At 70.6% G+C, this 10053-nt stretch carries 14 protein-coding genes and 1 tRNA gene; 7 read left to right on the top strand and 8 right to left on the bottom strand.

The features are described from left to right. From SACPADRAFT_RS29630 to SACPADRAFT_RS0223800, 3 genes are all read right to left on the bottom strand, one after another. A partial coding sequence (locus SACPADRAFT_RS29630; RefSeq protein WP_007025156.1) for a metal ABC transporter permease occupies positions 1 to 757 on the bottom strand: 757 nt, incomplete at its 3' end. Beyond that, positions 754 to 1527 (bottom strand): metal ABC transporter ATP-binding protein, encoded by a 774-nt coding sequence (locus SACPADRAFT_RS0223805; protein WP_007025155.1) that lies wholly within the window; start codon positions 1525 to 1527, stop codon positions 754 to 756. The genes SACPADRAFT_RS0223805 and SACPADRAFT_RS29630, both read right to left, overlap by 4 nt. Further along, a complete protein-coding gene (locus SACPADRAFT_RS0223800; protein ID WP_007025154.1) occupies positions 1524 to 2537 on the bottom strand; it encodes a metal ABC transporter solute-binding protein, Zn/Mn family in 1014 nt (337 codons plus the stop codon). Before SACPADRAFT_RS0223800 ends, SACPADRAFT_RS0223805 begins: the two co-directional genes overlap by 4 nt. Before the next feature lie 225 nt (positions 2538 to 2762). Between SACPADRAFT_RS0223800 and htpX the strand changes: the two genes are divergently transcribed. Continuing rightward, positions 2763 to 3626 (top strand): zinc metalloprotease HtpX, encoded by an 864-nt coding sequence (gene htpX / locus SACPADRAFT_RS0223795; protein ID WP_007025153.1) that lies wholly within the window; start codon positions 2763 to 2765, stop codon positions 3624 to 3626. 34 nt (positions 3627 to 3660) lie between these two features. Here the strand turns inward: htpX and rfbA are convergent, their stop codons facing one another. Both rfbA and SACPADRAFT_RS0223785 read right to left on the bottom strand, forming a co-directional pair. Further along, complete coding sequence (gene rfbA, locus SACPADRAFT_RS0223790; RefSeq protein WP_007025152.1) at positions 3661 to 4542, bottom strand: glucose-1-phosphate thymidylyltransferase RfbA; 882 nt, start codon at positions 4540 to 4542, stop codon at positions 3661 to 3663. A gap of 159 nt (positions 4543 to 4701) precedes the next feature. Continuing rightward, positions 4702 to 4902, bottom strand: a complete 201-nt coding sequence (locus SACPADRAFT_RS0223785) for a helix-turn-helix domain-containing protein (RefSeq protein ID WP_007025151.1) — start codon at positions 4900 to 4902, stop codon at positions 4702 to 4704. Positions 4903 to 5120: 218 nt separating this feature from the next. Between SACPADRAFT_RS0223785 and SACPADRAFT_RS0223780 the strand changes: the two genes are divergently transcribed. Next, the gene (locus SACPADRAFT_RS0223780) at positions 5121 to 5354 is read left to right on the top strand and encodes a hypothetical protein (protein ID WP_007025150.1); all 234 of its coding nucleotides are present in this window, start codon (positions 5121 to 5123) and stop codon (positions 5352 to 5354) included. After that, the gene (locus SACPADRAFT_RS0223775; protein WP_007025149.1) at positions 5344 to 5655 is read left to right on the top strand and encodes a hypothetical protein; all 312 of its coding nucleotides are present in this window, start codon (positions 5344 to 5346) and stop codon (positions 5653 to 5655) included. Before SACPADRAFT_RS0223780 ends, SACPADRAFT_RS0223775 begins: the two co-directional genes overlap by 11 nt. A gap of 37 nt (positions 5656 to 5692) precedes the next feature. Here SACPADRAFT_RS0223775 and SACPADRAFT_RS0223770 read toward each other — a convergent pair whose 3' ends face one another. After that, positions 5693 to 6370, bottom strand: coding sequence for a class I SAM-dependent methyltransferase (locus SACPADRAFT_RS0223770; protein ID WP_007025148.1), 678 nt, complete (start codon positions 6368 to 6370; stop codon positions 5693 to 5695). 361 nt (positions 6371 to 6731) lie between these two features. Here SACPADRAFT_RS0223770 and SACPADRAFT_RS0223765 point away from each other — a divergent pair, with 361 nt between their 5' ends. Beyond that, the gene (locus SACPADRAFT_RS0223765) at positions 6732 to 7622 is read left to right on the top strand and encodes a DUF3800 domain-containing protein (RefSeq protein ID WP_007025147.1); all 891 of its coding nucleotides are present in this window, start codon (positions 6732 to 6734) and stop codon (positions 7620 to 7622) included. A gap of 20 nt (positions 7623 to 7642) precedes the next feature. Here SACPADRAFT_RS0223765 and SACPADRAFT_RS0223760 read toward each other — a convergent pair whose 3' ends face one another. Further along, on the bottom strand, positions 7643 to 8206 hold the full coding sequence (locus SACPADRAFT_RS0223760) for a GNAT family N-acetyltransferase (RefSeq protein ID WP_007025146.1): 564 nt from the start codon (positions 8204 to 8206) through the stop codon (positions 7643 to 7645). 16 nt (positions 8207 to 8222) lie between these two features. Further along, a complete protein-coding gene (locus tag SACPADRAFT_RS0223755) occupies positions 8223 to 8714 on the bottom strand; it encodes a YajQ family cyclic di-GMP-binding protein (RefSeq protein ID WP_007025145.1) in 492 nt (163 codons plus the stop codon). Positions 8715 to 8831: 117 nt separating this feature from the next. On the opposite strand from SACPADRAFT_RS0223755, the gene SACPADRAFT_RS0223750 reads away from it, so the two are divergent. The 3 genes from SACPADRAFT_RS0223750 to SACPADRAFT_RS29625 all read left to right on the top strand — a co-directional run. Beyond that, positions 8832 to 8916 (top strand) — tRNA-Tyr (locus SACPADRAFT_RS0223750). Positions 8917 to 9080: 164 nt separating this feature from the next. After that, on the top strand, positions 9081 to 9632 hold the full coding sequence (locus SACPADRAFT_RS0223745; RefSeq protein ID WP_007025144.1) for a hypothetical protein: 552 nt from the start codon (positions 9081 to 9083) through the stop codon (positions 9630 to 9632). Next, on the top strand, positions 9605 to 10053 hold a 449-nt coding region (locus SACPADRAFT_RS29625; RefSeq protein ID WP_007025143.1), incomplete at its 3' end, for an FAD-dependent monooxygenase. The genes SACPADRAFT_RS0223745 and SACPADRAFT_RS29625, both read left to right, overlap by 28 nt.

Genomic DNA, 10053 nt, shown 5'->3' with positions numbered 1-10053 from the left:
GCCCGGACAGCATCCCGCCCGCCGCCCCGCACACGGCCCCGACCAGCCCGGACAGCGGCACCAGGGCGGACAACCGCCGGGTGACCTGGCGCGCCGCCACCACCGGCGCCACCAGCAGTGCCACCATGAGGATCGCCCCGACGGTGCGCACCCCGAGCACGACGGCCAGCGCCAGCAGTCCCGTGCTGACCACGTCCACCGCCCAGGTGGGCACGCCCGCGACCGCGGTGAAGCCCGGGTCGAACGTGGCGCTGCGCAACAGCCGGAACCCCACGGTCACCACGGTCAGCGCGACCGCACCCAGCACCAGCGCCACGGCGATGTCCCGCTCGGTCATCCCGGCCGCCTGCCCGAGCAGGTAGGTGTTCAGTCCGGCCTGGGCGCTGTCCCCGGTGTCGGCGATGTGCGTGAGCAGCACGATCCCCAGGGTGAGCGAGATCGACAGCACCACCCCGATCGCCGCGTCCGGGCGCAGCCTGCCGACCCGCTCCAGCGCGATCATCGCGAACGCCGCCAGCGCCGCCGACACGGTCGCGCCGAGCAGCAGCGTCTCCGGCACCGCGGCCCCGGTCAGCAGGAACGCCACGGCCACCCCGGACAGGGTGCCGTGGCTCATCGCGTCGCCGAACATGCTGCGGCGGCGTAGCACCGCCAGCGGCCCCAGCGCCCCCGCGACGAACCCGACGACCGCGGTGCCGACCACCACGACGGCGTCCGGGTACGACAGCGGCAGCGCCGCCAGCACCGTGCCGATCATGAATCCAGCACCAGCGGCGCCATGCCGTACGCGCGTTCGAGGTGTGCGGCGGTGAGCACCTCCTCCGGCGGCCCGGAGGCGATCACTCCACCCGCCATCAGCACCGCGTGGTCGAACCGGGTCAGCACGGTGCGCAGGTCGTGGTGCACGGCCACCACCGAGACCCCCTCCCGGCACAGCCCGGTGAGCAGTTCCAGCAGCACCGACTCGGTGCGGGCGTCGACGGCGGTGAACGGCTCGTCCAGGATCACCAACTCGGCCCGCTGGGCCAGCGCACGCGCCAGGAACACCCGCTGCCGCTGGCCGCCGGAGAGCTCGTCGAGGGGACGCTCGGCCAGCTCGGCCACCCCCACCTGCTCCATCGCGGCGGCCACCAGGTCGTCGTCGTCCCGGGTGAGCCTGCGCAGCCAGCCGCGGTGCGGGTAGCGGCCCATCTCCACCACCTGCACCGCGGTGATCGGGAAGTCGTGCGCCACGGCGTCCTGCTGGGGGACATAGGCCACCCGACGGCGCACCTGCCGCAGCGGCGCGCCCAGCACACGCACCCGCCCCCGCACGGCCGGGACCAGCCCGAGCGCGGCTTTCACCAGCGTCGACTTCCCCGCGCCGTTCGGTCCGACCACCGCGGCCAGGACCCCGGCGGGGATGTCCACGTCCACCCCGTCGAACACCGTGCGGCCGCCGTAGGAGGCGCTGACACCGGACAGCGACAGCGCGGCGGGGGTGCCGGTGGCGGTCTCCGGTCGTCGCCGGGTGCGGGTCGGTCTCATCGCAGGCCCTCCACGATCCGGTCGATGTTCGCGCGCACCATGCCGAGATAGGTGCCCTCGGGGGTGCCGTCGTCCCCCGCCGAGTCCGAGTACAACGGCTGCCCGAGCCGGACCTCGCCGCCGCGCTGCCGCACCGCCGCGAGCACCGCGTCCAGCGTCCTGCCGGGCACGCTGGTCTCCAGGAACACCGACCGCACCCCGCTGTCGACCACGGCATCCGCCACCCGCGTGACGTCGGCGGTGCCCGCCTCCTCCTGGGTGGAGATGCCCTGCACGGCCACCACGTCCATGCCGAACGCGGCGCCGAGGTAGCGGAAGGCGTCGTGCGAGGTCACCAGCACGCGGGAGCGGGGTGGGATCGTCGCGAGGGCGGCCTCGGCCTCCTCGGCCAGCGTCAGCACCCGTTCCCGGTAGTCGCCGCCCGCGCGCCGGTAGTCGTCGGCGTGGGCGGGGTCGAGCTCGGCCAACCGGGCGGTCACCGCGTCGACCACGTGCGCCCAGAGCCGCGGGTCGAACCACACGTGCGGGTCGTGTTCCTCCTCCGGCGCGGACCCGGCGGGGGGAGCGAGCAGCCGGTCCTCGGGGATCGCCTCGCCGACGAACAGCACCGGCTTCTCCCGGGCGAGCCCGTGCAGCGTGCGCATGAGCGAGCCCTCCAGGTACAGGCCCACGGCGAACACCGCGTCCGCGGCCCGCATCTGCCGCAGGTCACTGGCCCGGGCCTGGTAGAGGTGCGGGTCGACACCCGGGCCCATGAGCCGCACGGTGCGGACGTGCTCGCCACCGATCCGCCGCACCGTGTCGTTCAGGAAGGTGGTGGTGGTGACCACTCGCAGGGGTCCGTCGGCGTCGTCCGATGTTTCGATGATGCCCGGCCGGACGGCGTAGGAGACCGCGCCGCTCACGGCCAGCACGGCGACGACCGCGACGGCGGCGACCGCGCGGACGTGGGCACGCCGTGTCGCCCGTCGGCGGCGCGCGAGCGACCCCGCCGGACTCTCCTCCTGCATCAGCACCCCTTTTTTCGGCAACCCGAAATCTATCGTAAGCCCCGGCGAAGATCACGGCGAGATCCACCCGGGGCCCGGCGGTGCCCGAGCGGGACGTCAGCTTCGTCACGGTCGCGACGACCAGGAACTTCGCGCCGATCGACGTCGTTCGATCCGTTAGGGGCCACGGACACGAACACCGCCGAAGGCCCGACGTCGAGGGGACCGCCGGAAGGAGGCAGGCACGTGCACTCCCATCGCAACGGGTTGAAGACAGCGCTGCTGCTCGGCCTGCTCAGCGCCCTGATCGTGCTGATCAGCGGGTTGTTCGGCCGTACGGCGCTGATCCTCGGACTGCTGGTAGCGCTGGGCGTCAACGGCTACGCCTACTTCAACTCCGACAAGCTGGCCCTGCGGGCGATGCGGGCACGGGCGGTGTCCGAGGCCGAGCAGCCCACGATGTACCGGATCGTGCGCGAGCTGGCCACCTCGGCGCGGCAGCCGATGCCGCGCCTCTACGTCAGCCCCACCGCGGCGCCCAACGCGTTCGCCACCGGCCGCAATCCGCGCAACGCCGCCGTGTGCTGCACCACCGGCATTCTGCAGCTGCTCGACGAGCGGGAGCTGCGCGCCGTGCTCGGGCACGAGCTCTCGCACGTCTACAACCGCGACATCCTGATCTCCAGCGTCGCCGGGGCGCTGGCGAGTGTGGTGAGCTTCCTGGCCAACATGGCGATGTTCGCGGGCCTGTTCGGCGGCAGCCGGGAGGACGGCATCAACCCGTTCGGGGCGCTGCTGCTGGCGCTGCTCGGGCCGGTGGCCGCGGGCATCGTGAAGATGAGCGTGAGCCGTTCCCGCGAGTACCAGGCGGACGCCTCGGGCGCCGAACTCACCGGCGATCCGATGGCGCTGGCCTCGGCCCTGCGCAAGCTGGAACGCGGCACCCAGGTGCGGCCGCTGGAGCCGGAGCCGAAGGTGGTGTCCCAGTCCCACCTGATGATCGCGAACCCGTTCCGGCCGGGGGAGAAGTTCTCCCACCTGTTCTCCACCCACCCGCCGGTGAGCGACCGCGTGCGCAGGCTGGAGGAGATGTCCCGGCGCTCGATCTGAGCCCGCGGGCCGATTCGCCGGCGTGCCCGGCGGGTCAGCCGGAGGCGCCCGCCGCCAGGGCGATGTCCATCACGTAGTCGCCGTAGCCGCTCTTGGCGAGCTTCGCGCCGAGCCGGTGGCACTCGTCGGCGGTGATGAATCCCATCCGCAGCGCCACCTCCTCCAGGCAGGCGATCCGCACCCCGGTGCGGTGCTCCAGCACCTGGACGAACTGGCCCGCCTCCAGCAGGGAGTCGTGCGTGCCCGTGTCCAGCCAGGCGAACCCGCGACTGAGCTCGTTCAGCCGGGCGCGGCCCTGCCGCACGTACTCCATGTTCACCTCGGTGATCTCCAGCTCGCCCCGGGTGGACGGCCGGAGCCCGGCGGCGATGTCGACGACCTGATTGTCGTAGAGGTACAGGCCCGTGATGGCCAGGTTCGACCGCGGCTCGGCGGGCTTCTCCTCGATGGACAGCAGCGTGCCGTCCCCGTCGACCTCGCCCACGCCGTAGCGCTCGGGGTCCTTCACGGCGTAGCCGAACAGCGCGCACCCGTCCAGGTTCCGCGCCTGCTCCTGCAGCAGGCCGGAGAAGCCCCGGCCGTAGAAGATGTTGTCGCCGAGGATGAGCGCCACGTCGTCGTCGCCGACGAAGTCGGCCCCGATCACGAACGCCTCGGCCAGCCCGTTCGGACTGGGTTGCTCGGCGTAGGCCAGGTCGAGGCCCCACTGGTGGCCGTCGCCGAGCAGCCGCCGGAAGTGCGGCAGGTCCGTCGGCGTGGAGATCACCATGATCTCCCGGATGCCCGCCAGCATCAGCACCGACAGCGGGTAGTAGATCATCGGCTTGTCGTAGACGGGCAGCAGCTGCTTGGACACCGCCTGCGTGATCGGATGCAGCCGGGTGCCGCTCCCGCCCGCGAGGATGATGCCCTTCATCCGCCACTCCCGTGTCACCGCTTCACCCTGCCGCCGGGCAGCGTATCGCCTCCCGTGGTGCCGTGAAGGACTCCTTCCCTGCGTTGAGTGCGGTGAAGGGGGCCTTCGCGGCGTCCGATGCAGGCAAGGGGGCCTTCGCGGCGTCCGGCCGGAGTCCGGCTAGGGGCGCTCGTCGCGCTGGCGTTCCCACTGTTCGCGCATCTGCCGTTTCACGTCGTCGAGGTCCCAGCGGTACTGCCCGCCCGGCGTGACGATCGTCGGAACGAGTGAACCGTCCCTCGCGTACCGCGCGATGGTGCGCGCCGACAACCCCAGTTCGTCAGCGACTTCCCTGCTGGTCAGGAGCTTGCGCGCACCCATGTCTCGGACGCTACGGACTGTCTTGGATGTCTCGCTTGTCGCTTGACCTCGATAGCGTCAAAGTCTTGAATAGCGCACAAGGAACTTGATAGCTCAGATGTCCGATTTGAGGGAGCAATGGATGGCGAGGCCCAGAGGGCGGTGCGCGGAAAGCTGCTTGCCACGCCGATGACGAGGGGGGCTGGCTTGCGCGCGGCGTTGTGCCGGGGGTGGTTCCGGTGATCGCGCGGGATCGGGAGTTGTTGTGTCGGGCGGCGGAGGTGATGCGGTCGTTCGGCCCGGTGGTGGTGGAGTTGCTGGGGCGGCAGGACGGGGGTGAGTTGCCGGCGGGCCCGGTGCGGGAGGTCGGGGACGCGTTCGCCGCGTTGGCGGGGGAGTTCCTGGGCCGGGCGGACGAGCTCGACGGTGGTGCCCGGGGTCGGGCGGTCGAGGGTGGGGACGGTGTGCGGTGAGGCGCCGACGGTGCTGTTGGGCCGGGTGGGTTCGGATCCGCCCCGGTGGCCGGCGGTGGATCCGGACGCGGTGGGGCTGTGTGCGCCGGAGGTGGCGGTGATGCGGCGGGTGCTGGCCGCGCTGCACGCCTGGGGTACCGCGCCGTGTGCGCTGTGCGCGGTCGAGCCGGTGGCGAGGCCGGACCGGCCCCGGGGCACCGTCGACGGCCGCTTCTGCCCGGGCTGCATCCAGACCTGCCTCGACGACCCCCGGCGTGAGCACTGGTGCCCCGTCGACACCCTCGGCGCCACCAACGGCTGACCGCCGTGGAATCGGCCCGGTCGAGCCGCCGACCCGCTCAGGCGGACGACTCGATGAGTCGGAAACCCGCGTCCCATTCGGTCATCCCGAGCAGGTCACGGTGGGTCTCGTGCCAGTGGCCGGTCTCGAGGTCCCGACGCAGGCGGCGGATTCCCCGGTCGACCGCGTCGGGGTGGGTCTGCGCCAACGCGGAGCAGCTCTGCCGGACTCGCGGATCGAGGTAGGCGGCAGGCCGTCGCCAGTACGCGGGGAACACGCCATCGGTGAAGTCCCACGGCACCGGGAGTGTGGTGACGGTGTGCGCGCCGAGCTCCGTGGCGATGTCCTCGGCCGAGGGGCGGGAGAGTTCCAGGTCGGCGATCTCGGGGACGTATTCGCGGACGAACCAGAAATCGGTGTGCCGTGCGGTGTCATAGGCGAGCACGATCCGAACCGGGGCCGCCCGGCACAGTTCGGCGAGACCCTGTCGCCAGTCCGACCAGTGATGCACCGTGAGGACGGCGAGCGCGGCATCGACCGCCCGGCCGTGAACCGGGAGTGCTTCGGCGATCGCGGCAACGGTCGGGCCTGCGTTCCCGGGTCGCTGACGGATCATCGCCCGTGAGGGTTCGACGGCGAGGACGGCCCGGTCGATGCCCGGCTCGTAGGAGCCGGTACCCGCGCCCACGTTCAGAACCGACCGGGCGTCGCCGAGCGCGGTGGTGATGGGCCCCATCCACCGCGGGTCCGTGCGTCGTCCAAGGGAGTACCCGGCGCCGATCTCGTCGTAGAGCTCTGTTCGCGACACCTCGTTCCCCAGTGGATCGGCTCGCCCGGGACCGTCAGGAGAGACGATCCTCAACCACTGTTGTACCGGAGACGCCTACCGAGCGGGGCCGAGTAGTGGCGGACGGCTCTTCCTTGACAGGACCACAGCAGCTGGCTAGCATGATAGTCGGCTGTTGAGACTGCGGAGCGGTCGAAAGTGCCGTGTTCGTGCACTGCGGAGCGGTGGCGAACGGTACGACTCAGCCAGACTCGGGAGAAGGGGCGCGCCAGAGGCGCGCCCCTTCGTCTTTCAGCACTGGGTGGTGACGGTGTATCTCTTGTTCCTCGACGAATCAGGCACACACGAAAACAGTCCGTGCTTGATCGTGGCCGGCGTCGCAGTCCACGAGCACGACGCTTACCATCTGCAGCGTGCCATCAACGTGGTTCTGGAGAGGAATCTCTTTAACGAGGGATTCGACCACCGACAGTTCGAGTTGCACGCGAACGAGGTCAAGAATCCGGAAAGTAGGAGAAACAAGCACAGTCCGTGGCGAGGTGTGGATTACAGGGTGCGTCGGCGCATACTCGCGGACTCCTGCAGAGTGATCTCGAACTTCCACCCGACGGCGACCAAGTTCCCGCTCTCGCTCTTCGCTGTCGTCGTCGATCGAAAGAAGATCGACAGTTCCATCAAACGAGAGCAGTTGGCCTATGAGCTCGTCCTGAACAAGTTCGATGCGATGTTGCGACGTATGTACCGGAATACGGCCGAGCGTCAACGTGGCCTCGTCATACACGACAGACGAGTCGTGGCCGAAGACGACATCCAAGGCTGGACGGACTCATGGCGGCAGGCAGCCGGGAATATCGGACGGTTACGCAATTTCGCGGAGATCCCGCTCTTCGCCGACTCGCGAGCGACGCGGTTACTTCAGGGCGCGGACCTGGTGGCCTACGGCGTGTGGCGCTATTACGGGGTCGGCTCGGTCGACGATTCGTATGTCAAGCGACTCTGGCCGGTCTTCGACCGGGTTGATGACGAGATGCACGGCGTAATTCACGTTACGCCGCGGTTTGCGCGTGGCGAATGTGCCTGCCCCCCGTGCGTCAGCCGTTTCAAAGGAAATTACTGGTCTACGGTGTCGCCGGAGATGCCGGCTGAGATCGCTACGGCCGAGGACGTGATGAAGCTGAAAGAGATGTATCGCGCGCGGTGACCCTGCGTCGTGTTGATCGGTCAATGATCTTTTTTGCGGATTGTCCACTGATCCGACGTGGACGGCTCGATGTAGTGGTGGGCGGGGACACGGCCGTGGTCCGAGTCGTGTCCGGTGGTGGCGATCCGGCGCCAGCCCAGGCGTTCGTAGAGGCGGATCGCGGCCCCGTCCTTGTCCATGACCTCCAGTACCGGACGTCGTCCGGCGACGGCCGCGTGGTCCGTCGCGGTCCGGGTCAGCAGCTCACCGGCCCGGTGGCGGCGTGCCTCGGGGAGCACGAACAGGCGGCCCAACACCACCAACCCGGCCGCCCCGGTCCCGGTGTGCGCCCGTACCGTCGCGGCGACCGGGTCGGAGTCCGGGGGTGCGGTCAGGCAGACATGACCGACGACCTCCCCGGCCAGCTCGGCGACCCAGGCCCGGAGCAGGTTCTCCGGGGTGAGCCACGCCTCCGGCTCGGCGACCCCTTCCACCGGGTAGCCGTCCGCCTCGTGTACGGCCACCAGCGCGGTGGCGCAGGCGGGGAGGTCGTCCGCACGGCGGCCACGCACGACGGGCGTCGGTTGCCGGTGCGGCTCGAACATCAGCTCGTGCGGCGCGTCAGCGGTAGTTGTCGAACTGCAGGGCGATGCCGAAGTCGGTGCTCTTCAGAAGGGAGATGACCTCCTGCAGGTGGTCCTTCTTCTTGCCGGTCACCCGCAGCTGGTCCCCCTGGATCTGCGCCTGCACGCCCTTCGGGCCCTCGTCGCGGATGTACTTGGCGATCTTCTTCGCCTTGTCCGCCTCGATGCCCTCCAGGATGGTGCCGTTGACCTTGTGGGTCTTGCCGGACACCGCGGGCTCGCCCGCCTCGAACGCCTTCAGCGAGATCCCACGCTTGACCAGCTTGTCCTTGAACACGTCGACCGCGGCCTTCGCGCGCTCCTCGGTCTCCGCCTCGATCACGACGGCCCGCTCGCCCGCCCACTCGATCCGCGCGCCGGTGCCCCGGAAGTCGAACCGGGTGGACAGCTCCTTGCCCGCCTGGTTCAGCGCGTTGTCCACCTCCTGGCGGTCGACCTTGCTCACCACGTCGAAGGACGGATCGGCCACGGCACACACCTCACGGATCGGCTTGCGGGAACGACCCCACCCTAGCCACCCCCGCCCCCCGCGGCCGGGCGAGGAGGGCGTTGGGTAGACTTCGTGTCGGTCGGGATGACCGGACTTGGCGGGTTACCCGAGTGGCCAAAGGGATCTGACTGTAAATCAGACGGCTCAGCCTACGGGGGTTCGAATCCCTCACCCGCCACCAGCGCGAAGCCCCGCTGATCTGTAGACACAGAGTCGGCGGGGCTTCTTCTGTGCGTGGCTCCCTGCTCAGTGCGCCGGAAGAGGAAGGCCCCGCCGGGACCTTCGGCACTGCGTACCGCTTCTGTCCCGTCCGATGATGGGAACGACGGACAACCGAGGCGGACGATGACACGAAGGCCCCTTCCCCGACCGGCCGCGTGGCGGGCGGTGGCCCGCTGTGTCGGGACCACCGGGCTGCTGCTGGTCCGCGGGGAACTGCGCATGCCGCGGGGACACACCGGGCGGGTGTTCCGGTTCGCCGACGACACCGGCGCGTGGGTGTACCGGGAGACGGTGGTGACCCGGGAACCGGAACGGCCGTGCGTGCTCGTCGTCACCTTCCGGCTGCGGCGGATCCGGGGCCGCGGGCACGCGGCCTTCCGCCGGGAGAGTCTGCTGAACACGCCGTTGTTCGCCGGGTTCCCCGGGTTCGTGTCCAAGCTGTGGCTCGCCCACGACGAACTCGGCCGGTACCGGGGCCTCTACGTCTGGGACGACGCGGCGGCGGCCGAGCACTACGCCCGGTCGCTGTGGCGGGTGCTGGAACTGGTCAGCGAGCGTGGCTCGATCGACTACTACGTGCTGCCGGGGCTGCACCGCGCCGACGTGCCCGTGGACGCGGCGGCGGCGGGGCCTGCGGGGGAGGGGGCGTGGTGGCGCGCGGTGGCCGTGAGCTGATCCCGGACGTCCTCGTCGTCGGAGCCGGTCCCGCCGGGCTGGTCACCGCATTGCAGGCGGCCGACCACGGCGCGGCCGTGCGGATCGTCGAACGCCGGACGGAGTCCTTCCGCCCTTCCCGGGCGATGATCACCCACCCGCGGACGTTGGAGAGTCTGCGCCCGCTGGGGGTGACCGAGCCGCTGCTGGAGCGGGGCGATCCCGCCCCGCGGGCCGAACTGCACCTCGGCTGCAGGCGTGTGTCCGCCGCGCTCGCCGACGTGCCCCTGCGCGACACCGCCTACCCGCACCTGACACTGCTGCGGCAGGCCGACGTCGAGACCGTGCTCACCGACGCGCTGGCCCGGCGCGGGATCGCGGTGGAACGCGGCACCGAACTCGTGACCGCCACCGGCGACGCGGCGGCGGCCTCGGCGACCCT

Origin of the sequence: Saccharomonospora iraqiensis subsp. paurometabolica YIM 90007 (genome assembly GCF_000231035.2) — a bacterium.
In the GTDB taxonomy this organism is placed as follows: Bacteria; Actinomycetota; Actinomycetes; order Mycobacteriales; family Pseudonocardiaceae; genus Saccharomonospora; species Saccharomonospora paurometabolica.
This window is presented reverse-complemented; position numbering and strand designations above follow the sequence as displayed.

Excerpts from the sequence above, each read along its gene's own strand:
- SACPADRAFT_RS0223805 (WP_007025155.1), bottom strand. The coding sequence starts at position 1,527 with ATGAGACCGACCCGCACCCGGCGACGACCGGAGACCGCCACCGGCACC.
- SACPADRAFT_RS0223800 (WP_007025154.1), bottom strand. The coding sequence starts at position 2,537 with ATGCAGGAGGAGAGTCCGGCGGGGTCGCTCGCGCGCCGCCGACGGGCG.
- rfbA (WP_007025152.1), bottom strand. The coding sequence starts at position 4,542 with ATGAAGGGCATCATCCTCGCGGGCGGGAGCGGCACCCGGCTGCATCCG.
- SACPADRAFT_RS0223785 (WP_007025151.1), bottom strand. The coding sequence starts at position 4,902 with ATGGGTGCGCGCAAGCTCCTGACCAGCAGGGAAGTCGCTGACGAACTG.
- SACPADRAFT_RS0223770 (WP_007025148.1), bottom strand. The coding sequence starts at position 6,370 with ATGGGGCCCATCACCACCGCGCTCGGCGACGCCCGGTCGGTTCTGAAC.
- SACPADRAFT_RS0223760 (WP_007025146.1), bottom strand. The coding sequence starts at position 8,206 with ATGTTCGAGCCGCACCGGCAACCGACGCCCGTCGTGCGTGGCCGCCGT.
- SACPADRAFT_RS0223745 (WP_007025144.1), top strand. The coding sequence starts at position 9,081 with ATGACACGAAGGCCCCTTCCCCGACCGGCCGCGTGGCGGGCGGTGGCC.